The following is a 20,603-nucleotide window of genomic DNA, read 5'->3' on the forward strand; positions in this document are numbered from 1 at the left end:
GGTCCCCCGGGAGAGGGGCCGCCGTCCCCGCCACGCGCGGAGTTTTACGGAAAATACCCCCATATGACGGAAGGCCGGGCCCGGGCCCCGCCCCGGCTCGGGGGTGGGGTCCGGGCCCGGCCCGGGGGCCGTGCCGCGGGGGTCAGGCGGCGTGCACCACGTCCTTGACCTCCGCGAAGTGGCAGGCCGAGGCGTGGGCGGCGCCGTCCTCGGCCTTGGCCAGCGCCTCGGGGACGGCCAGCAGCGGGGTCTCCTCGGCGCACCGGTCCTGCGCCTTCCAGCAGCGGGTGCGGAAACGGCAGCCCGAGGGCGGGTTCGCCGGCGAGGGAACGTCCCCGCTGAGCAGGATGCGCTCCCGCGTGTCCCGGGCCTCCGGGTCCGGCTGGGGGACGGCGGAGAGCAGCGCCTGGGTGTAGGGGTGGGTGGGGCGGTCGTAGATCTCGGCGTCGGTGCCGATCTCCGCGATCCTGCCCAGGTACATCACGCCGACCCGGTCGGAGATGTGCCGGACGATCGACAGGTCGTGCGCGATGAAGAGGTACGCCAGGTCGAATTCGTTCTGGAGGCGCTCCATCAGGTTGATGACCTGGGCCTGCACGGAGACGTCGAGGGCCGAGACGGGCTCGTCGCAGATGATGATCTCGGGGTTGAGCGCGAGGCCGCGGGCGATGCCGATGCGCTGGCGCTGGCCGCCGGAGAACTGGTGCGGATAGCGGTTGATGTACTCGGGATTCAGGCCGACGACGTCCAGCAGCTCGCGGACCTTCTGCCGCCGGCTGCCCTTCGGAGCGGCCTCGGGGTGAATCTCGAAGGGCTCCCCGATGATGTCCCCGACCGTCATCCGGGGGTTGAGCGAGGTGTAGGGGTCCTGGAAGACCATCTGGATGTTGCGCCGCACGGCCTTCAGGGCCCGGCCGGAGAGGCGGGTGATGTCCTCGCCCTTGTAGAGGATCTGCCCGGAGGTGGGGCGTTCGAGGTTCATCAGGAGCTTGGCGACGGTGGACTTGCCGCAGCCGGACTCCCCGACGATGCCCAGGGTCTCGCCCCGGTGCAGGTCGAAGGAGACCCCGTCCACGGCGCGGACCGCGCCGACCTGGCGCTTGAAGAGGATGCCGCGGGTGAGCGGGAAGTGCTTGACCAGGTCGCGCACCTGGAGGATGGGCTCAGCCATGGACGGTCTCCTTCCAGAAGTGGCAGGCGCTGGCGCGGCCGGGGACCGGCTCGCCGTCCGGCTCGGTGACCTGGACCAGCGGCGGCACGTCGGTGCGGCAGATGTCGCGGGCCCGGGAGCAGCGGGGGTTGAAGGGGCAGCCGGAGGGGATGGCGGTCAGGCTGGGCGGCAGGCCCTTGATCGCGTACAGCTCCCGCCCCTTGTGATCCAGCCGCGGGATCGAATCCAGCAGGCCCCGCGTATACGGGTGCGCCGGGCGCGCGTACAACTCCTTCACCGGAGCCGTCTCCACGATCCGCCCCGCGTACATCACCGCGATCCGGTCCGCCACATCCGCCACCACACCCAGATCGTGCGTGATCAGGATCAGACCCATCCGGAACTCACGCTGCAACTCCGCCAGCAGATCCATCACCTGAGCCTGCACCGTCACATCCAAAGCCGTCGTCGGCTCATCCGCGATGATCAGATCCGGCTCCAGAGCCAACGCCATCGCGATCATGATCCGCTGCCGCATACCCCCCGAAAACTGATGCGGATAGTCATTCACCCGCTCCCTCGCCGCAGGAATCCGCACCCGGTCCATCAACTCCACCGCCCGCAACCGCGCCTCCCGACGCGACAGCCCCCGATGCACCCGGAACATCTCCCCCAACTGAAACCCCACCGACAGCACCGGATTCAGCGCCGAGAGCGCATCCTGGAAGATCATGGCGATCTTGTCGCCGCGCACGCGGCGGCGCTGCTCCTCGCTCATCCGCAGCAGGTCCTGGCCGCGGAAGAGGATCTGCCCGCCGGTGACCCGGCCGGGCGGAGTGTCGAGGATGCCCATGATGGTCTGGGCGGTGACGGACTTGCCGGAGCCGGACTCCCCGAGCACGGCGAGGGTCTCCCCGGCGTCCACGGAGTAGCTGACGCCGTTCACCGCGCGGGCGGCGCCCTCGCGGGTGCGGAACTCCACGTGCAGGTCGCGGACTTCGAGCAGGGGCGCGGAGGACTGCGGGCCCTCCTCGCCGGGCGAGGCGGCCTCGGCGGGGCCCGTCGCCGGGTCGCCGGTCTGGGCGCTGGTCTTGGTGAGATCGGTGGACACGCGCGTTTCTCCCTCTTCTCCCTCAGCGCAGCTTCGGGTCCAGGGCGTCACGCACGGCGTCACCCAGCATCAGGAAGGACAGGATGGTGATGCTCAGCAGGATCGACGGGAAGAGCAGCACGTGCTCCGCGACGCGGATCTGGTCCTGGGCGCGGTTGATGTCGCCGCCCCAGGAGATGGCCGGCTCGGTCAGGCCGAGGCCCAGGTAGGAGAGCACCGCCTCGGCCGTGATGTAGCCGCCGAGCGCGACCATCGCCACCACGATCACCGGGGCGATGGCGTTGGGCAGGACGTGCCGCAGCATCAGCCGCCAGGTGCCGGCGCCCAGGGAGCGCGCGGCGGCCACGTAGTCGGCCTGCTTCACGGAGATCACCGAGCCGCGCATGACGCGGGCGACGACCGTCCAGCCCAGGAACGCCAGGGCGAGCGTGACGGTCAGCTCCGAGCGTTCGTCGAAGGAGACCAGCACGACCATGGAGCCCAGCAGGAAGGGGATGCCCATGAAGATGTCGGTGACGCGGGAGAGGACGGCGTCCACCCAGCCGCCGAAGAAGCCCGCGATCATGCCCAGCAGGCCGCCGAAGACCAGCACGATCGCCGTCACCGAGATGCCGATGACGATCGAGGAGCGGGTCCCGTAGATCATGCGGGCGTAGATGCTCTGGCCCTGCTGGTTGTAGCCCAGCCACTCCGGCGAGAAGAAGTGGGTGAGCTGGGGGTCCTGGAGGTAGTGCCCCTCCAGGTCGCCGAACCGGGGGTCGGCGGAGGTGAACCAGCCGGGGAAGGCCGCGATCAGCAGCAGCAGGACGATGACGGCGGCCGAGACGAGGAACGTCGGGCGGCGCCGCAGCTCGTACCAGGCGTCCGACCACAGGCTGCGGGGCTTGCCCGGCGCGGGGCCCGCCTCGGCGGCGGCCGGCCCGGCGGGGGCGGTCTGGGCGGGGACGGCGCCCTTGGCGAGCGACGCGGCGGGCGTTCCGGGGGCGCCGGGCAGGTCCGCGGTCTCAGGCATAGCGAATCCTCGGGTCCAGGACCGCGTAGAGCAGGTCCACGATGAGGGTGATGAAGAGGTACACGACGATGATGAACGTCACGATGCCGACGACGGTGGCACCTTCACGAGCCGCCAACGCCCTGTACACGGCGTTGCCGATTCCGTTGATGTTGAAGATGCCCTCGGTGACGACCGCCCCGGCCATGAAGTTGCCCAGGTCCACGCCGAGGAAGGTGACCACGGGGATCATCGAGTTGCGCAGCAGGTGCACGCCCACGATGCGGTGGGCCGGCAGGCCCTTGGCGCGGGCGGTGCGCATGTAGTCGGCCCGCCGGTTCTCCACGATGGAGGTGCGGGTCAGCCGCGCCACGTACGCCAGGGAGAGCGAGGCGAGCACCAGCGCCGGGAGCCAGAGCTGCGCGAAGTCCTGGTCGTCCTGCACCACCGGCTCCATCCAGCCCAGGCGGTGGCCGAAGTAGGTCTGGTAGACGTAGCCGATGACGAAGACCGGCACGGAGATCAGCAGCAGGGTCACGAAGAGGATGCCGCGGTCGGTCTTGCCGCCCGCGCGCAGGCCGGCGATCAGGCCCATGCCGACGCCGACGACCGCGGTGATCAGCAGCGCGAGGCCGGTCAGCCGCAGCGTGGCGGGCAGGGCCTCGGAGATGACGTCGTAGATCTCGCGGCGGGTGCCGATCTGCCGGCCGAAGTCCCCCTGGAAGATGCCGGTGAGGTAGTTCCAGTACTGCACGAGGAGCGGGTCGTCCAGGCCGAGTCTCTCCCGGATCAGCGCCATCTGGGCCTCGTCGGGGGCCCGTTCGCCCCACAGCGCCCGGATGGGGTCGCCGGGGAGCGAGTACATCATCAGGAAGATGACGAGGGTGGAGCCGATGAACACCGGGATCATCTGGAGCAGTCGCCTGGCGACGTAGCGCCCCATTCTTCCTCCCTGTTCCGTATGGAGGGGTGTGCGTGGGGGTGGGTGACGGGGCGGGCGGGCCGCTCCCCTGGGGGGAACGGCCCGCCGGCCCCGGTGGTGCCGCCGGTCAGCCGGTGACGGTGATCTCGGTCAGCACGGGCTGGCCGTTGGTGGTGAACCGGACGTTCTCGACGCGCTCGGAGAAGCCGCCGTTGACGTTCTGGAACCACAGCGGGATCGCGGGCATCTCCTGCCAGAGGACCTCCTCGGCCTCCTGGTAGGCGGCGACGGTCTCCTCCAGCGTGGGGGCGGCGTCGCCCTCGGCGAAGAGGCGGTCCACCTCCTCGTTGGTGAACCGGCCGTAGTTGGCCGCGGCATCGGACTGGTACAGGTCCCTCATGAAGTTGACGTTCAGGGGGTAGTCCTGCAGCCAGCCGCCGCGGTACATGCTCTGCACCTCGTTGGCGTCACGGGCGTTCAGGTCCGCCTGGAAGTCGGTCATCACGTCGGCGGTGCACTCGATGTCCAGGTTCTCGCGGATGTTGCCGCACACGGCCTCGACCCACTCCTGGTGCGGGCCGTCCGCGTTGTACTGGATCATCAGGTGGTCGTTCGGGACGCCGCCGCCGGCCTCCACGAGGTCCCGGGCGCGCTCGGGGTCGTACTGGGTGAACTCGTCGCCGATGCCCTCCTGGTAGCCGAAGACGCCGTTGGGGGCGAAGCTGTCGGCGGGGCGGGCGGAGTCGTGCAGCACCGTGCGGGTGATGGTCTCCCGGTCGATGGCCAGCGAGATGCCCTGGAGCACGCGCGGGTCGGGACGCCCGCCCCAGTTGTACCAGGCCGGGACGATGGTCTGGATGCCGTTGTAGTCCTGGGCGACGGCGCGGTCCCCGAGGTCGTCCTGGTAGACCGGCAGGTCCTGCGGGCCGATTTCGTCCATGACGTCGATGTTGCCCGCGACCAGGTCCTGGTAGGCGGTGTCCAGGCCGTTGTAGTGCTGGAAGACGACGCCGTCGTTCTGCGCGGCGTCGGCGCCCGCGTAGTCCTCGTAACGCGTCAGCACCACGCGCTCGTTGTGGGTCCACTCGGTGAACTCGTAGGGGCCGTTGCCGATCGGGTTCTCACCGAAGGCCTCCGGGTCCTCGAAGAAGGACTCGGGCAGCGGGGTGAACGCCTCGTAGCCCAGCTTGTAGTCGAAGTACGACAGGGGGGCGTTGAGTTCGACCTGGATGGTCAGCGGGTCGACGGCCGTCAGGCCGGACATCGTCTCGGCCGTGGGGGCGGCGCCCTCCTCGTCCGGGTGAACGTCCTCGTAGCCGGCGATGTCCACGAACCACGGGGCGTTGGTCTGCTCGTTGGTGACGTTGGCCGCCCAGTTCCACGCGTCCACGTAGCTCTGCGCCGTGACGTCGGTGCCGTCGTGGAACGTCCAGCCCTCGCGTAGCCGGATCGTCCAGACGGTGCTGTCCTCGTTGGGCTCCACGGACTCGGCGGCGATGTACTCCAGCTCGCCCTCGTCGGTGAAGTCGACCAGCTTGGCGAAGAGGTTCTGGATCACCAGCCCGCCGTACTGCTCGTGAGTGTCGGTGGGGATGAGCGGGTTCTGCGGCTCGCCGCTGCTCACCCGCACGAAGCTCTCGTAATCGTCCCCACCCCCTCCGCCGCAGGCGGACGCGGCCAGGGCCACGACTATTGCACCTGCGACCCACTGGGCGCCGCGCGCAGCACGCATGGGTATGCCTCCTCAGTACTTCTTCTCGATGCTGGGAGCCCCGGGACGGGCGGTGAATCTACACGCGTCAACCACGCCCGGATGGCAACGCCCCCAACTATTGGGCATGAGGCCACCCCGGAACCACCGGTCCGTCATTTCATTTTGATGAAGATGAGGAGGCAAGAACGCCCAAAATCGGACAAATTCGGGGCGAACGCTCTCCGGTATCCGGACCGAACCCCCACAGGAGGCGGTTCGAAGTCCGGATACCGGACGGAAGGGGCGGAGCGACGCCGGGCGCACGCGAGCGCTAGGCGGCTGCGAACGGGAAACGCGCCCCGTCGGCGTGCGCCCCCCGCGCGCTCAGCTCCGCTTCGCGCGGGCGGTCGCGCGGGCACGTTCCCGCTGGTCGAGGACCACCTTGCGGATGCGGACCTCGTTCGGCGTGACCTCCACGCACTCGTCCTCGCGGCAGAACTCCAGGGACTGCTCCAGCGAAAGCCGGCGCGGGGGGACCAGGTTCTCGGTGGTCTCCGCGGTGGAGGCCCGCATATTGGTGAGCTTCTTCTCCTTCGTGATGTTCACGTCCATGTCGTCGGAGCGGGAGTTCTCCCCGACGATCATTCCCTCGTACACCTCGGTGCCGGGCTCCACGAAGATCGTTCCGCGTTCCTGCAGGTTGAGCATGGCGTAGGCGGTCGCGACGCCCGCGCGGTCGGCGACCAGCGAACCGCTTTTGCGAGTGCGCAGCTCCCCGGCCCAGGGCTCGTGCCGCTCGAAGATGCTGTGCGCGATGCCGGTGCCCCGGGTCTCGGTGAGGAACTCGGTGCGGAAGCCGATCAGGCCGCGGGAGGGCACGAGGAACTCCATCCGCACCCAGCCCGAGCCGTGGTTGGTCATCGTCTCCATGCGGCCCTTGCGGGAGGCCAGCAGCTGGGTGATCGCGCCCAGGTGCTCCTCCGGGGCGTCGATGGTCATCCGCTCCACGGGCTCGTGGACCGCGCCGTCGATGGTGCGGGTGACCACCTCCGGCTTGCCGACGGTCAGTTCGAAGCCCTCCCGGCGCATCGTCTCGACCAGGATGGCCAGCGCCAGCTCGCCGCGGCCCTGCACCTCCCAGGCGTCCGGGCGCTCGGTGGGCAGCACCCGCAGCGAGACGTTGCCGACCAGCTCGCGGTCCAGGCGGTCCTTCACCAGCCGGGCGGTGACCTTGTGGCCCTTGCCGCCGCGGCCCACCAGCGGGGAGTTGTTCGTGCCGATGGTCATCGAGATGGCCGGCTCGTCCACCGTGATCAGCGGCAGGGGGACGGGGTTCTCCGGGTCGGCCAGGGTCTCGCCGATCATGATGTCGGGGATGCCGGCGACCGCGCAGATGTCCCCGGGCCCGGCCACCTCGGCGGGCTTGCGGGTCAGGGCCTCGGTCATCAGCAGCTCGGTGACACGGACGTTCTGGGAGCTGCCGTCCCGCTTCAGCCAGGCGACGGTCTGCCCCTTGCGCAGCGTTCCCTGGCGGATGCGGCACAGGGCGATGCGGCCGAGGAAGTTGTCGGCGTCGAGGTTGGTCACGTGGGCCTGGAGCGGGGCGTCCTCCTCGTAGACCGGGGCGGGAACGGTCTCCAGGATCGTGGAGAAGAACGGCTCCAGGCTGTCGCTGTCGTCCGGGACGGTCCCGTCGGCCGGCTGGGTCAGAGAGGCGATCCCGGCCCGCGCGGAGGCGTAGACGATGGGGAACTCGATCTGCTCCTCGTCCGCCTCCAGGTCGAGGAAGAGGTCGTAGGTCTCGTTCAGCACGTCCGAGATCCGGGCGTCGGTGCGGTCGGTCTTGTTCACGCACAGGATCACCGGCAGCCGGGCGGCCAGCGCCTTGCGCAGCACGAACCGGGTCTGCGGCAGCGGGCCCTCGGAGGCGTCGACCAGGAGCACGACGGCGTCCACCATGGACAGGCCGCGCTCCACCTCGCCGCCGAAGTCGGCGTGGCCGGGGGTGTCGATGATGTTGATGACGACGGGGGCGCCGCCGCCCTTGGGGTGGTACCGGACGGCGGTGTTCTTCGCGAGGATGGTGATGCCCTTCTCGCGCTCCAGGTCGCCGGTGTCCATCACCCGCTCGTCCACGTGCTGGTGGGCGGCGAAGGCGCCGGCCTGCCGGAGCATGGCGTCGACCAGCGTGGTCTTGCCGTGATCGACGTGGGCGACGATGGCGACGTTGCGGATGTCATGGCGCGTGGGCATGGCGGGGGTGCTTCTCCCGGGCTCGTGGCGGTCGGGCTCGGCCGGGGGCCGGCGTGGGATCCGCCCGGCGGAGCGGGGCCGTGGCACCGGCCTCACCCGTCATCGTACGGGGCGCCGCTCCCGCCCCGCGCGGGGCGGGAGCGGGGCTCAGCGCCGGTAGCCGATGTCCTGGTAGCGCGGGGTCTGGAGGCCGAAGGCCCCCGCCCCGGCCAGGTCCTCGCGCACGGCGACGAGCTGGGGACGCTGGTAGAGGGGGATGGACCCGGCCGCGGCCCAGATGCGGGCGTCGGCGCGGTTGAGGAGCCGGTCGTGCTCCTTCTCCTCCAGCTCGCCCGCGGCCTGGGCCAGTAGCTGGTCGATGTAGTCGGTGCCGACGCGGGTGTAGTTCTGCTCGATCATCTGCTCGCCGCCGGGCAGGGTGCGGGGCTTGGCGAACAGGGGCGCGGCGTCGGTGGCGGGGTAGGCGGTGGCGGGCCAGGAGAAGAGGGCGAGGTCGAAGGCGCCGCGGGCGATGTGGCCGGAGAAGAACTCCTTGGCCTCGACCTTGTCGATGCGGGCCTTCACCCCGGCCTCGGCGAGCATCTCGACGATGCGGCGGCCGGTTGCGCGCAGGTGGTTGGCGGCGGCGCCGTCGGGGAGGACGAAGCGCAGCTCCAGCGACTCGCCGTCCTTGGCGCGGACGGGAACGGCCGGGGGTCCGGCGGGGGCGCGCCCGTCGTCGGCGGCGCCGGCCCGGTCGTTGTCCCCGCCCTCGGCCCGGTCCTTCTCCTTGTCCTCCGCCCGGCCGTTCTCCCGGGCCTCGGCCTCGCCGTGCTGCCAGCCGGCCTCCTCCAGCAGCGCACCCGCCGCCTCGGCGCCGGTCTCGCCGAGGGCGTCGCTGTTGTCCTCGTACCCGGCCTGGCCGTGGACCCGCAGGTGGCTGCCCAGGGTCCGGGCGGGCAGCCCGGCCGGCTCGTGGACCCGCTCGGCCAGTTCGGCGCGGTCCACTGCGCGGGCCACGGCCCAGCGGACGCGCTCGTCGGAGAGCGCGGGCGAGGAGCCGTTCAGCGCGAGGTGGGTGGCGGAGGCGTCGTAGGCGCGGTGGACGGTGAAGCCCCGCAGCCGCTCGCGGTCCGCCTCCTCGCGGGTGGCGAAGGCGCGTTCCCTGGCCCGGTCGCGCTCGGCCAGCGCGCGGGCGTACGCCTCGGCGGCGGCCCGCTCGCCCCGGCCGGCCAGCCGGGCCGTGGCCAGGCCGTGCAGCGCCTCGACGGCCGCGGCGCCCGTGCCGTCCCCGCCCGCGGCGTCGTCGCGGTTCTCCTCGCGGCGGGCGGGGGCGGCCGGGGCCCCGGCCGCGGCGGTGATGCGGTCGGCGTCGGCGGGGGCCACCTCGGCGATGTCGAGGCGGCCCTCCAGCAGCGCCTCGCGGCGCCCGGCCGGGGGCACGGCGGCCAGCACGAGCTGGTCGAGCAGGGCGGGGTCGCCCCACCAGGAGTCGTTGCGCGCCAGGGTGATCGTCCCGGCCTTCCCGTCCCGCTTCTTCAGTTCGAACGGCCCTGCCGAGGCGGGGAGTTCGGTGCGGGCGCCCTCGTTGAAACGGTCGGCGTCCCCGGTGACGGAGCGCGGGTAGAGGGGGCTGAAGAGCGACTTCCAGTCGGCGTAGGGCTTGGCGAAGGTGACCTCGACCTGGTCGCGGCCGGGGCCCTCGGTGACGTTCTCGACGCGGTCGTAGCCGGCGTTGCGCGCGGACCAGAAGTCCTTGTCCTCGCCGTTGAGCGCCTTCCACTGGGAGACGAAGTCGGCGGCGCCCAGGGCCGTTCCGTCGCTCCACTCGGCGTCGGGGTGCAGGGTGTAGACGACCGTCTGCTTCGGCTCGCGCCCGGTGACCTCGGCGGAGCGCAGGTAGTCGGGGTTGAGCTGCGGGCGGCCCTGGGCGTCCACGGTGAACAGCATCGGGAGAACGGCCGCGGCGACCTGGTCGGTGACCTCGTCGGCCTCGAACTGGTAGGCGTTGAGGGTGGCGGGGAGCCGGTCGACGCCCCAGGTCGCGGAGCCGCCGCTCTTCAGCTGGCCGCGGCGGGCCAGCGCGAGGGACTGCGCGGCGGCGTTCTGGCCGGTGCCGCGCTCCTCGCCGCCGGTGCAGGCCGCGAGCGGCGGGAGAAGGAGGAGGGCGCCCAGGGCGCCCGCCGCGGCGCGGCGGGCGAACCGCGGGCCCGTTCTCCAGGGGATGGCCGTCATTCCGTACCTCCGGCTCCACCGGCGCGCTGATCACACGCTGATCACATTTCTCAGCGCCACTGAAGGCGAACCGGGCCGCCGGGCTGCGGCGACACGGCGCAGGGCCGCCCGGCGCCCACCCGAACGGCTCAGCGCTGAGCGGTCGCTGACCCCGCGTCGGGTGATGCCTGTTCGCGGCATGACCGCTGGCGTATCGTCTGGCATATGCGAAGGGGGGGTGAGACGGGATGAACAGCAGCAGCCTCCAGCCGTGGCAGGTGGTCCGCGAGGACGAGAACGGCAGCCGCTACCGCATAGGCCACTGCGCCACCCGCGCCGAGGCCCAGCGGCTCATCCAGCGCCTGCTCCGGGGCGCCGCGGGCTCCGCGGACGAGGGCGCGCGGTACGTGGTGGAGCGCGTCGAGCCGCAGAGCGGGGCGCGGCGGCACTAGGGCTAGGGGCGGCCGAATTACCGCAGAATCGGGTATAAGGGATTTTCCGCCCTGTATCCGAGGGGGACTCGCGTGCGCACAGACCCTCCCGGCCGAACCGGCTCCTCCGGGCGAGCCGGTCCCCCGGACGCGCCCTCCCGGCGTCCGCTCCTGGACGCCCTGGACATCGGCGGGCTGCTGCTGGGCGGAAACGGGAAGGTCGTGGCCTGCGACCCGGCACTCGCCGGGCTCCTGGGCAGGGCCCCGGAAACGGTGACCGGCCGCCGGCTGGCGGACCTGGCCGCGGACGGTCCCGGCGAGAGCGCCGGGGCGCTCGCGGAGCTGACGGGCCTCGCCGGGGACGTGGGGCGCGAACGCTGGGCCGGCGCGCTGGAGCTGCGGCACGCGGACGGCGGGCCGGTGCCCCTGGAGGGCCGCGCCGCACGGATCGCCGGCCCGGACGGGCGGCCCCTGACCCTGGTGCACCTGGTGGCGGCCGGACGGACGGGCGCGGTGGAGCAGGATCTCGCCGCGCTGGACGCCCTGTTCACCGCCTCGCCCCTGGGTATCGCCCTCTTCGACCGCGACCTGCGCTACACCCGCGTCAACCGTGCCCTGGCCGCGCTGCACGGCACCCCGGCGCACGCCCTCATCGGCCGCACGGTGCTGGACGCGCTGCCCCCGCCGGTGTCCCAGGAGATCCACCGGCTCCAGCGCCACGTGCTGCGCACCGGGCGTTCCGTCACCGACCTGGTCACCGCCTCGCCGGACGGGCGCGGCGCCCACTCCGTCTCGGTCGGCCCGCTCACCGACCGCGCCGGGGAGACGGCCGGCCTCGGCTGCACCGTGATGGACATCACCGAGCGCCGCGAGGCCCTGGCGAGGACCGAGCGGGCCCGGCAGCGCCTGACCCTGCTGGACGACGTGGGCACCGCGCTGGGCGACCTGCTGGACGTGGGCCGCGTCTGCGAGGCCCTGGCGGACGCGCTGGTGCCCCGGTTCGGCGACTTCTGCAGCGTGCAGCTGACGACCGCGGTCGCCACCGGCGGCGAGCCGCCCGATGCCGGGGAGGTGCCCGGCGCGCAGCTGATCCAGCTGGGCGTGGCGACCACCCGCGGCGGGCCCGAGGTGAAGGAGATCTTCCGGTACGGCAGCCGCGCGGTCCACCCGCCGGGCTCGATCCTCGGCACGGTGCTGGCCACCGGCGTTCCGCACCTGGCCCGGTCCCCCGACGAGATCCTGGCCGCCACCCCTCCCGGCCACCCCCGGGCGGAGGCCACCCGCCGCCTGGGCATCCACTCGATGCTGACGATCCCGCTGCGCGCCCGCGGAACCGTGCTGGGGCTGCTGGTGGTCAGCCGGGCGGGGCGGCGCGCGGCGTTCGACCGGGACGACCTGACGCTGGCCGCCGCGCTGAGCACCCGGGCCGGGATCACGCTGGACAACGTCCGGCTGTACGTGCGCGAGCGGGAGGGCGCGCTGATGCTCCAGCGCAGCCTGCTGCCGCGGGAGCTGCCCACCGTGCCGGGCGTGGAGGTCGGCCACCGGTACGTGCCCAGCAGCTCGGGCGCGGAGATCGGCGGGGACTGGTTCGACGTGATCCCGCTGGCCGGGGGACGGGTGGCGCTGGTCATCGGAGACGCCACCGGCCACGGGATGCGGGCCGCCGCGGTGATGGGCCAGCTTCGGACGGCGGTGCGCACCCTGGCCGGGCTCGACCTCTCCCCCGCCGAACTCCTGCGCCGCCTCAACGACATCGGCACCGACATCGCCCCGCACCCCGACCCGCTGATGGCCACCTGCGTCTACGCCGTCTACGACCCCGCCACCCGCGTGTGCACGATGGCCGGGGCGGGGCACCTGCCGCCGATGCTCGCCACCCGGGAGGACGGCGGGGGCCGGTGGGAGGCGCGGCAGGTGGACCTCCCGGCCGGGGTTCCGCTGGGCCTCGAGGACGTCCGGTTCGAGGAGCGGCGCGTGGAGGTGGCCGAGGGCAGCCTGCTGGTCCTCTACACCGACGGCCTGGTGGAGACCCGCGGCGAGAGCATCGCCGGGGGCCTGGAACGGCTGCGCCGCCTGCTGGCCCGCGCGGCGGGCGCGACGGCCGCCCACGACAGTCCCCTTGAGGCCCTGTGCGACGAGATCGTGGGGGCGCTGCGCCCCGAGGTCCCGGCCCACGACTCCGACGACCTGGCGCTGCTGGCCGTCCGGCTGGGCCGGCTGCCCGCGGAGCGGGTGATGACCCGCGCCTTCCCCGCCGAGCGGCACATGGTGCGCGAGGCACGCCACCAGGTCCGCGAGACGCTGCGGGACTGGGGCCTGACCGCGCTGGCCGACCGCGCCGAACTGCTGGTGAGCGAGCTGGTGACCAACGCCGTGCGCCACGCCCGCGGCCCCGTCGGGCTGCGGATGGTGCACGGCCCGACCCTGCTCGTGGAGGTCACCGACCCCGACCCGGCGCCGCCGCGCGAACGCACGGCCGCCCCCGAGGACGAGGGCGGCCGTGGCCTGCCCCTGGTGGCCCGGGAGTCCCGGCGGTGGGGCAGCCGCCGGGTGCCGGCAGGAAAGACCGTGTGGTTCGAACTCGGCCTCCCGGGTTAGGGCCGTCCGCGGCGGCGCCCGGTGCGGACGGCCCGATGTCCTCGACGCTACGGAGCGCGAGGGGCGGGAACGAGGGGCACAGGCGGCGGAACGGGGGTACCCGGCACCACCGGGGAAAGGGCGGGACCAGGCCCACCCGGGAGTGGGGACTGGGGCCGGTGCGGGGCGCGAGCGGGCATGCGGAAGCGGGGCGTTGGGCGTTCGGACGCGGGGCGTGCGGGCGTCGGGCGTTCGCCCGGCCGTTCAGCGCACCGGCAGGTGGTACGCCACGCGGAAGCGATCCGCGGGGACGACCACGTCGGCGGTCTCCACCGGAACCCCGCCGGCCTGGAAGGTCCGGGAGATCACCAGCACCACGTGCCCGGCCAGGCCGCCCAGCACCCGCGCCTCCGTGGCCAGCGCGGGGCGGGCGCCGACCTCCTCCGCGACGTTGTCCACCACGATGTCGATGGCGGCCATCCGCTCCACCACGCCCCGGCCCGCCAGCGGGCCCTGCTCGGGCAGCATCACGGGCGTGCGCCCGGTGATCCGCAGGGGCTCCCAGGAGGTGGAGACCATCGCGGGCTCGCCGCCGATCCGGAAGACGTAGTGCGTGCACATCACGGGGTCGTCGGCCTCGATGCGCAGCCGCTCGGCCACGGGCCCCGGCGCCCCGACCCGCTCGCTGTGCCCCTCCCAGGTGCCCACCACCCGCTCGTCCGCCTGCTCCTGCCGGAAGGGCGAGCCCTCGCCCACCGTGCGGAAGCCGCTGCGGGCCAGCGCGCGGGGCGCCGGGCGCTCCCGGACGTACGTCCCCGAGCCGGAGCGCCCCTCCACCAGCCCCTCGGCCATCAGCACCTTGCGCGCCTCCAGCGCGACGGTGTCGGACACGCCGTACCGGGCGCGGATGGACGCCTGCGAGGGCAGCCGGGTGTGCGGCGGCAGGGTGCCGTCGGCGATCTGCTGCCGGAGGTCGTCGGCCACGCGGAGGTACGCGGGCTGCTCACCGAACGGCACAAGCCCCTCCCACGGATGCTCCCGTCTCACGCTGACACTGGGCAACAGCTTGGCAACAGAGGGTTGTCACCCGCAACACACGGCCACGGTTTCACCCGAAGTGATGACGGAAGGCGTACGCGCCCCCGCGCGCCCGACGAGCGCGCCCGCCATGGGCGTTCGGCTGAGCGCGTGGCGTACGCCTGACACAATGTGCCGCCGGAGAGCCGGAGGGGCCGGTGCGGCCGGCACGAGGGAAGGACAGCGAGCGGGCATGAGCGCGTCAGGCGGAACCAAGGCGATCGTCGCCGCGTTGTGCGCGAATCTCGCCATCGCGGTGAGCAAGTTCACGGCGGCGGCGTTCAGCGGATCGTCCTCCATGCTCGCCGAGGGCGTGCACTCGGTGGCGGACTCCGGCAACCAGGCCCTGCTGCTGCTCGGCGGCAAGCGGGCCAAGCGGGAGGCGAGCGAGGAACACCCCTTCGGGTACGGGCGGGAGCGCTACGTCTACGCCTTCCTGGTCTCGGTGGTGCTCTTCTCGGTCGGCGGCGTCTTCGCCCTCTACGAGGGCGTGGAGAAGATCCGCCATCCGCACGAGATCGAGCACTGGTACTGGCCGGTGGGCGTGCTGGTCTTCGCGATCATCGCGGAGACGATCTCGTTCCGCACCGCCATCAAGGAGTCCAACGTCCTGCGCGGCAGCCAGTCCTGGTCACAGTTCGTGCGCACGGCCAAGGCGCCCGAGCTGCCCGTCGTGCTGCTGGAGGACCTCGGCGCGCTGGTCGGCCTGGTGCTCGCGCTGGGCGGCGTGGGGCTGGCCCTGGCCACCGGGGACGGGGTGTGGGACGGCGTGGGCACGCTGTGCATCGGCATCCTGCTGGTGGCCATCGCCCTGGTGCTGGCGGCCGAGACGAAGTCGCTGCTGCTGGGCGAGGCCGGCAGCAAGGAGTCGGTCGCGAAGATCCGCGACGCCCTGGTGGACGGGGAGTCCGTCACCCGCGTCATCCACATGAAGACGCTGCACCTGGGCCCCGAGGAGCTGCTGGTGGCCGCCAAGATCGCGGTGCGCGCCGGGGACGACGCGGCCACCGTGGCCGCCGCCATCGACGCGGCGGAGGCCCGCATCCGCGAGGCCGAGCCGATCGCCCGCGCCATCTACCTGGAGCCCGACATCTACCGCGAGCAGCCGGCCCCGGCCGAGGCGACGCCGTAACGAACGCCCCGCGCGGGGCCGTTCACCCTTCCCGGGCCGAACGCCCCGCGCCGCGGCGGCCGTTGCCCCTCAGGCGCGTACCGCTCGCGCCGCCCGGGCGGCGCGCGCCCTGCGGGCGGGGATCACCGCGGCGCGCAACGCCCCGCCGGCGGCGCCGCGCAGCAGGGCCAGCCAGTCGAAGTAGTCGCGCCACAGCGTGATCCGCCCGTCGTGGACCTCGAAGATCCCGCACACCCAGAACCGCGCCCGGAACGCCCCGAAGACCAGCACGTCGGTCCGCTCGGTCAGCACCACCGGCCCGTTCCCCGCCACGCGGTGCACGCGGGCCTCGAAGTCCGTGCACGTCCTGGCCAGCAGCCGCAGCACCCGCCCCACGGCCCGCCTGCCGCGCACCGAGGGCAGCGAGACGTTCTGGTAGAGCACCCCGGGCGCGAGGAACGTCAGCGCCCGGTCCGCGTCCAGCTCCTCCAGCGCTTCGAGAAAGGCGGTCACGACCCGCACGGGGTCGTCCCGGTCCTCCTGGCGCTCCTGCCCGGGTCCGGACATGTCACCTCTCCCGCGCCGTGCCTTCGGCCCCCCGACGCCGTTCATGATAATGCGGCACCGGCCGCGGTCCGCGGCCCTTGCGCCGCGGCGGAAGGGAGCGAGGGCATGGAACGCCCACCGGACGCGGCGGCACCTGGTCGGCGGCACGGGGTGACCGTGCTGGTCCTGGCGGTGCTGGTGCTGTTCATCGACGGCTACGACCTGTTCGTGCTGGGAACGGCCGGCCCGGCGCTCGTCGCGTACGAGTCCTGGGACGTCAGCACCGCGACGATCGGCACCCTCGGCAGCATCACCGCGCTGGGCATGCCGGTGGGGACCTTCCTCGCGGGCCGGGTCAGCGACGCGCTCGGCCGCCGGGTGCCGATCGCGGCGGCCCTGGGCTGGATGTCGGCGTGCATGCTGCTGAGCGCCCTGGCCCCCAGCCTCTTCCTCTTCGCGGCCAGCCGCTTCCTCACGGGCCTGGGCCTGGGCGCGCTGATCCCGCTGGTCATCGCCCTCGTCGTGGACTGGGCCCCGCCCCACCGCCGCAGCCTGCACGCCGGGATCGCCCTGTCGGGCATCGGCCTCGGCGGCGTGGCCGTCGCCTGCGCCGGGCGAGTGGCCCTGCCCGAGACGCACTTCCAGTGGCTCTTCGCGGCCGGGGTGCTGCCCCTGATCCTCGTCCCGCTCTACGCGAAGCTGCTGCCCAAGACGCCCCCGCCACACGCGACGGCGCCCGACCTCGCCACGCCACCCGAGGCCCTGGAGGTCACGGACGCCCGGGCGGCCCTGTTCGCCCCGGCGCGGCGGCGGGCGACCCTGGCGTTCTGCCTGGCCTCCTTCCTCGGCCTGGTCCTCATCTACGGGGCCAGCTCCTGGCTGCCCACCCTCCTCATCCGCGCGGGCTACGACCTCGGCTCGGCGCTGGAGTTCACCATCGCCTTCAACGCCGGGGCCATCGGCGGCACACTCCTGCTCTCCCTGGCCGCCGACCGCGGCCACCAGAGGTCCGGCATCGCCCTGCTCTTCCTCGGCGCGGCCGTCGCGATGCTGGCCCTCACCACGCACCAGCCGCGCTGGCTGCTGCTGTCCCTGTGCGCCCTGGCCGGCCTCGGCACGCTCGGCACCCAGAACCTGATCAACGCCTACGTCGCCCGCTACTACCCCCCGCGCCTGCGCGGCACGGCCCTCGGCTTCACCCTCGGCACAGGCCGCTTCGGCTCGGTCGCCGGCCCCAGCTACCTCACCCTGGTCACCGCCCTCTTCACCACCCCCGACGCCGCCTTCTACGCCTTCGCCCTCCCGGCCCTCCTGGGTGCGACGACGATGGCCCTGATCCCGCCCCGCGCCCGGACGTGACAACACACCACGGCCGGGGATCAGTAGTGGTAGCGGGCCGCCAGGATGATGATCTCCCGGTCCGTGACGAGATAGACGAGGCGATGTTCGTCATCGATCCGCCGCGACCAAGCCCCGGGCAGGTGGTACTTCAGCGGCTCGGGCTTGCCGATCCCGGTGAACGGGTCCCGCAGGACGTCCTCGATGAGCTTGTTGATCCGGGCGAGCATCTTGCGGTCGTTGTTGAGCCAGGACGTGTAGTCCTCCCAGCCGCCCTCTTCGAGGACGAGCCTCACGCGGCATCGTTCTCGGCACCCGGCGCGTCGGGATCGATGAGCCCCCGTTCGGAGAGCCCCACGCCACCGAGCGCGTTCTCGTACGCCTTGAGCAGCCGGCGGGCGTTCGCCGGCGAGCGCAACAGGTAGGAGCCTTCGCGCAGGGCGGCGTAGTCCTCAGCCGAGACGAGTACGGCGTTCCCGTGCTTGGAGACGATCTCAATGGCCTCGTGATCGTCGTTGACCTTCTTGATCAGCGGGAAGAGAGCCTTGCGCGCCTCGCTGGCCGTGATCGACATCGACGGAACTCCCTCCAGGACTGGTACCACATAACGTACCACCGGGGGGCAGGTGAATCGAACGGTCACACGTTGAAGCGGAACTCCACCACGTCCCCGTCGCGCATCACGTAGTCCTTGCCCTCCATGCGGGCCTTGCCCTGGGCTCGGGCCTCTGCGACGGAGCCGGTGGCGAGGAGGTCGTCGAAGGAGATGACCTCGGCCTTGATGAAGCCCTGTCGGAAGTCGGTGTGGATGACTCCGGCGGCCTCGGGGGCGGTGGCGCCCTTCTTGATGGTCCAGGCGCGGGCCTCCTTGGGGCCCGCGGTGAGGTAGGTCTGGAGGCTCAGCTCGGCGCTGGAGTTCACCATCGCCTTCAACGCCGGGGCCATCGGCGGCACGCTCCTGCTCTCCCTGGCCGCCGACCGCGGGCACCAGAGGTCCGGCATCGCCCTGCTCTTCCTCGGCGCGGCCGTCGCGATGCTGGCCCTGACCACGCACCAGCCGCGCTGGCTGCTGCTGTCCCTGTGCGCCCTGGCCGGCCTCGGCACGCTCGGCACCCAGAACCTGATCAACGCCTACGTGGCCCGCTACTACCCCCCGCGCCTGCGCGGCACGGCCCTCGGCTTCACCCTCGGCACAGGCCGCTTCGGCTCGGTCGCCGGCCCCAGCTACCTCACCCTGACCACCACCCTCTTCACCACCCCCGACGCCGCCTTCTACGCCTTCGCCCTCCCCGCCCTCCTGGGCGCGACGACGATGGCCCTGATCCCGCCCCGCACCAGGACGTGACGAGCGGTGAGCCCGCGCCCGCCCGGTCGATAGCGTTGAACCATGGCCGAACTCCCCGACTGGATGCGCCCGCCCCGCCCGGAGGGCGGTTCGCGGAGGACTTGGACCGCCTCCCGGAGGCGCCACGTCACACCGAACTGATCGACGGAGCCCTCGTCTCCATGATGTCGCCGCGGCGGTGTCGGGAGAGCCGTCTGCTCACCGCCCTGACCACCACGCTCAAGGGGCAGGCGCCGGCGGGCATCGAGGTCGAGCAGGGGATGACCATCCGCCTCGACGAGCGCAACCGCCCGGAGCCGGATCTCCTGGCGACCAGCGCGCCTTACGAACCGGACCGCACCTGGTACGCCCCCGAGGACATGCTGCTCGTCGTCGAGGTCGTTTCCCCCGAGTCCGCGCACCGCGACCGCACGGTCAAGCTGCGCAAGTATGCCGAGGCGGGAATCCCCCACTACTGGTGCATCGAGGACGAGGACCGCCTCCCGTTGGTCCACGCCTACGAGCTGGACGGCCCGACCCGCTCCTACGCCCCCGCCGGCATCTTCCGCGACTGGCTCCGCCGCCCCGTCCCCTTCGAGATCACCCTCGACCTCACCGAACTCGCCCCACCCGGCCCCCGCGAACCGGGGCACGCCGGCGGGAGCTGAGACCGTTCCGCGCCCGGCGTCAACCGCGCCGGAGGGGGCGCCTGCGGGAGGCCCACAGAACGGTTGAGGAACGCATCGTGAAGACCTCGCCCGAGTGAAAGGCCAGGCGCTTCCCACCGCCCGGGAGAGCGGCCATGTCGCGAACGACGAACACCTGTCCGCCGAACAGCAGATGATCCCCGCAACGAACGGTGGAAGCGTCCACCGTCACGTGGTCCGTGATCGTGCCGGTCGACGGACTGCCGCCACGCCCCGACCGGCCACCTCCCGCCGATTCCCAAGCAGCATGCGTCATGCGGGCCTCGCTTCCTGCCGAGCGAACCCTGCGGCGGCCGGCCGGGACGCCGCGCGCTGACGTTCCAGAGAGGTGGCCAGGCGGGCGATGTCGCCGACCGCCGACGCCCCCGGCTGCCCGCCGCTGTCCGTCCGGGGGAGGACGACCAGGAGCACCTCCTGTCCGAGCGGCGCCAGTACCACCCAGCCCTCGGGGGTGCGCACCTCGATGTGGTGGACGTCCCCGCCGCCCGGTCCCGGCCGCGACAGCTGGCGGGCCAGACCGGCCACCGCGGAACCGGCCGCGGCGTAGTGCTCGACTTCCTTCCGGCCGCAGGGCCCGAAACCGCATCGGGCAAGGCCGTCCCGGCTCAGCAGGACCATCTCCACCGCCTGAGGCACCAGCCCGGCCACCGCGTCCCGCAGCGTGCGGCACCACGCCGCCTCGTCGTCGGAGCCGGGGACCACGGCCTCGCCGATGCCCAGCATGCCTTTCGCCATTGCGCTCACTTCCCTGCGTGTTCAGATATCGGGACCTTGGCGGCCGACCCGTCCGGCGGTGAACGCCGACGCCCAATCCGCGAGCTGTCAGCAGGTCCGGCCGTCGGCTGCCTAGGAGTTCGCAAGTGAAGTCGGTGGCCCGGGGGTCCGGCGAGGTCTTGGCGGAGGACATTCGAAGCGTCCGCAGGACTTTTGACGGCCCCCGGTCAATCCCCGGACTGTCGCGCACCGCGAACCGGCGGTTACGCTGGGCCGAAGTCCTGAAACGGAAGAGATCCCGTGGCCGGCCAGAGGAATCATCTGCCGCACCTGAGAGGGCGGCTGACACAGCAGGAAATGGTCGAACGACTCAAAGCGTGCGGGAACCGCATGCACCGCGAGGGCCGACTTCCGCACGTCTATGACTTGACAGTGCGGCAGTACCGCAGGTGGGAGTCGGCG

At 72.5% G+C, this 20,603-nt stretch carries 17 protein-coding genes and 2 pseudogenes; 6 read left to right on the top strand and 13 right to left on the bottom strand.

The genetic code is table 11. The features are described from left to right. Positions 1-142: 142 nt before the first annotated feature. The 7 genes from RM780_RS12220 to RM780_RS12250 all read right to left on the bottom strand — a co-directional run bounded on the left by RM780_RS12220 (position 143) and on the right by RM780_RS12250 (position 10,334). Positions 143-1,171: an ABC transporter ATP-binding protein gene (locus tag RM780_RS12220; RefSeq protein WP_311630675.1), complete on the bottom strand. Its 1,029-nt coding sequence runs from the start codon at positions 1,169-1,171 to the stop codon at positions 143-145. Beyond that, positions 1,164-2,156 (bottom strand): ABC transporter ATP-binding protein, encoded by a 993-nt coding sequence (locus RM780_RS12225; protein WP_311630715.1) that lies wholly within the window; start codon positions 2,154-2,156, stop codon positions 1,164-1,166. The genes RM780_RS12220 and RM780_RS12225 overlap by 8 nt, the downstream gene beginning before the upstream one ends. Before the next feature lie 127 nt (positions 2,157-2,283). Next, positions 2,284-3,273 (bottom strand): ABC transporter permease, encoded by a 990-nt coding sequence (locus RM780_RS12230; RefSeq protein ID WP_311630676.1) that lies wholly within the window; start codon positions 3,271-3,273, stop codon positions 2,284-2,286. Beyond that, positions 3,266-4,195 carry an ABC transporter permease gene (locus RM780_RS12235; protein WP_311630677.1) on the bottom strand — a complete coding sequence of 310 codons (930 nt, stop codon included), beginning with the start codon at positions 4,193-4,195 and terminating at the stop codon, positions 3,266-3,268. The genes RM780_RS12230 and RM780_RS12235 overlap by 8 nt, the downstream gene beginning before the upstream one ends. A 106-nt stretch (positions 4,196-4,301) precedes the next feature. Next, on the bottom strand, positions 4,302-5,906 hold the full coding sequence (locus tag RM780_RS12240; protein WP_311630678.1) for a peptide ABC transporter substrate-binding protein: 1,605 nt from the start codon (positions 5,904-5,906) through the stop codon (positions 4,302-4,304). A 345-nt stretch (positions 5,907-6,251) separates the two neighbouring features. Next, the gene (typA, locus tag RM780_RS12245; protein ID WP_311630679.1) at positions 6,252-8,120 is read right to left on the bottom strand and encodes a translational GTPase TypA; all 1,869 of its coding nucleotides are present in this window, start codon (positions 8,118-8,120) and stop codon (positions 6,252-6,254) included. A gap of 147 nt (positions 8,121-8,267) precedes the next feature. Further along, positions 8,268-10,334, bottom strand: coding sequence for an ABC transporter family substrate-binding protein (locus RM780_RS12250; protein WP_311630680.1), 2,067 nt, complete (start codon positions 10,332-10,334; stop codon positions 8,268-8,270). A gap of 227 nt (positions 10,335-10,561) precedes the next feature. On the opposite strand from RM780_RS12250, the gene RM780_RS12255 reads away from it, so the two are divergent. Together RM780_RS12255 and RM780_RS12260 are read left to right on the top strand one after the other, a co-directional pair. After that, positions 10,562-10,765 (top strand): SPOR domain-containing protein, encoded by a 204-nt coding sequence (locus RM780_RS12255; RefSeq protein ID WP_311630681.1) that lies wholly within the window; start codon positions 10,562-10,564, stop codon positions 10,763-10,765. A 72-nt stretch (positions 10,766-10,837) separates the two neighbouring features. Continuing rightward, positions 10,838-13,345 (top strand): SpoIIE family protein phosphatase, encoded by a 2,508-nt coding sequence (locus tag RM780_RS12260; protein WP_311630682.1) that lies wholly within the window; start codon positions 10,838-10,840, stop codon positions 13,343-13,345. 243 nt (positions 13,346-13,588) lie between these two features. On the opposite strand, the gene RM780_RS12265 is transcribed toward RM780_RS12260, so the two are convergent. Next, positions 13,589-14,341 carry a GntR family transcriptional regulator gene (locus RM780_RS12265; protein WP_311630683.1) on the bottom strand — a complete coding sequence of 251 codons (753 nt, stop codon included), beginning with the start codon at positions 14,339-14,341 and terminating at the stop codon, positions 13,589-13,591. A gap of 253 nt (positions 14,342-14,594) precedes the next feature. On the opposite strand from RM780_RS12265, the gene RM780_RS12270 reads away from it, so the two are divergent. Next, positions 14,595-15,533, top strand: a complete 939-nt coding sequence (locus tag RM780_RS12270; RefSeq protein ID WP_311630684.1) for a cation diffusion facilitator family transporter — start codon at positions 14,595-14,597, stop codon at positions 15,531-15,533. Between the two features lie 69 nt (positions 15,534-15,602). Here RM780_RS12270 and RM780_RS12275 read toward each other — a convergent pair whose 3' ends face one another. Further along, complete coding sequence (locus tag RM780_RS12275; RefSeq protein WP_311630685.1) at positions 15,603-16,079, bottom strand: limonene-1,2-epoxide hydrolase family protein; 477 nt, start codon at positions 16,077-16,079, stop codon at positions 15,603-15,605. Between the two features lie 105 nt (positions 16,080-16,184). On the opposite strand from RM780_RS12275, the gene RM780_RS12280 reads away from it, so the two are divergent. Continuing rightward, complete coding sequence (locus RM780_RS12280; RefSeq protein ID WP_311630686.1) at positions 16,185-17,417, top strand: MFS transporter; 1,233 nt, start codon at positions 16,185-16,187, stop codon at positions 17,415-17,417. A gap of 20 nt (positions 17,418-17,437) precedes the next feature. On the opposite strand, the gene RM780_RS12285 is transcribed toward RM780_RS12280, so the two are convergent. The 3 genes and pseudogenes from RM780_RS12285 to RM780_RS12295 all read right to left on the bottom strand — a co-directional run. Continuing rightward, complete coding sequence (locus RM780_RS12285) at positions 17,438-17,692, bottom strand: Txe/YoeB family addiction module toxin (RefSeq protein ID WP_311630687.1); 255 nt, start codon at positions 17,690-17,692, stop codon at positions 17,438-17,440. Continuing rightward, the gene (locus RM780_RS12290) at positions 17,689-17,970 is read right to left on the bottom strand and encodes a type II toxin-antitoxin system Phd/YefM family antitoxin (RefSeq protein WP_311630688.1); all 282 of its coding nucleotides are present in this window, start codon (positions 17,968-17,970) and stop codon (positions 17,689-17,691) included. Before RM780_RS12290 ends, RM780_RS12285 begins: the two co-directional genes overlap by 4 nt. 65 nt (positions 17,971-18,035) lie before the next feature. Further along, a pseudogene (locus RM780_RS12295) lies at positions 18,036-18,299 on the bottom strand (DUF933 domain-containing protein); the annotation flags it as partial. 64 nt (positions 18,300-18,363) lie between these two features. Here RM780_RS12295 and RM780_RS12300 point away from each other — a divergent pair. Together RM780_RS12300 and RM780_RS12305 are read left to right on the top strand one after the other, a co-directional pair. After that, positions 18,364-18,741, top strand: coding sequence for an MFS transporter (locus tag RM780_RS12300; RefSeq protein WP_311630716.1), 378 nt, complete (start codon positions 18,364-18,366; stop codon positions 18,739-18,741). Positions 18,742-18,783: 42 nt separating this feature from the next. Next, positions 18,784-19,388 (top strand): annotated as a pseudogene (locus RM780_RS12305) (Uma2 family endonuclease). 291 nt (positions 19,389-19,679) lie between these two features. Here the strand turns inward: RM780_RS12305 and RM780_RS12310 are convergent. Beyond that, a complete protein-coding gene (locus RM780_RS12310; RefSeq protein WP_311630689.1) occupies positions 19,680-20,162 on the bottom strand; it encodes a roadblock/LC7 domain-containing protein in 483 nt (160 codons plus the stop codon). Between the last annotated feature and the right edge of the window lie 441 nt (positions 20,163-20,603).

Source organism: Streptomyces boetiae, from assembly GCF_031845405.1.
GTDB lineage: Bacteria > Actinomycetota > Actinomycetes > Streptomycetales > Streptomycetaceae > Streptomyces > Streptomyces boetiae.

Excerpts from the sequence above, each read along its gene's own strand:
- RM780_RS12220 (WP_311630675.1), bottom strand. The coding sequence starts at position 1,171 with ATGGCTGAGCCCATCCTCCAGGTGCGCGACCTGGTCAAGCACTTCCCG.
- RM780_RS12230 (WP_311630676.1), bottom strand. The coding sequence starts at position 3,273 with ATGCCTGAGACCGCGGACCTGCCCGGCGCCCCCGGAACGCCCGCCGCG.
- RM780_RS12235 (WP_311630677.1), bottom strand. The coding sequence starts at position 4,195 with ATGGGGCGCTACGTCGCCAGGCGACTGCTCCAGATGATCCCGGTGTTC.
- RM780_RS12240 (WP_311630678.1), bottom strand. The coding sequence starts at position 5,906 with ATGCGTGCTGCGCGCGGCGCCCAGTGGGTCGCAGGTGCAATAGTCGTG.
- typA (WP_311630679.1), bottom strand. The coding sequence starts at position 8,120 with ATGCCCACGCGCCATGACATCCGCAACGTCGCCATCGTCGCCCACGTC.
- RM780_RS12250 (WP_311630680.1), bottom strand. The coding sequence starts at position 10,334 with ATGACGGCCATCCCCTGGAGAACGGGCCCGCGGTTCGCCCGCCGCGCC.
- RM780_RS12255 (WP_311630681.1), top strand. The coding sequence starts at position 10,562 with ATGAACAGCAGCAGCCTCCAGCCGTGGCAGGTGGTCCGCGAGGACGAG.
- RM780_RS12270 (WP_311630684.1), top strand. The coding sequence starts at position 14,595 with ATGAGCGCGTCAGGCGGAACCAAGGCGATCGTCGCCGCGTTGTGCGCG.
- RM780_RS12275 (WP_311630685.1), bottom strand. The coding sequence starts at position 16,079 with ATGTCCGGACCCGGGCAGGAGCGCCAGGAGGACCGGGACGACCCCGTG.
- RM780_RS12280 (WP_311630686.1), top strand. The coding sequence starts at position 16,185 with ATGGAACGCCCACCGGACGCGGCGGCACCTGGTCGGCGGCACGGGGTG.
- RM780_RS12290 (WP_311630688.1), bottom strand. The coding sequence starts at position 17,970 with ATGTCGATCACGGCCAGCGAGGCGCGCAAGGCTCTCTTCCCGCTGATC.
- RM780_RS12310 (WP_311630689.1), bottom strand. The coding sequence starts at position 20,162 with ATGGCGAAAGGCATGCTGGGCATCGGCGAGGCCGTGGTCCCCGGCTCC.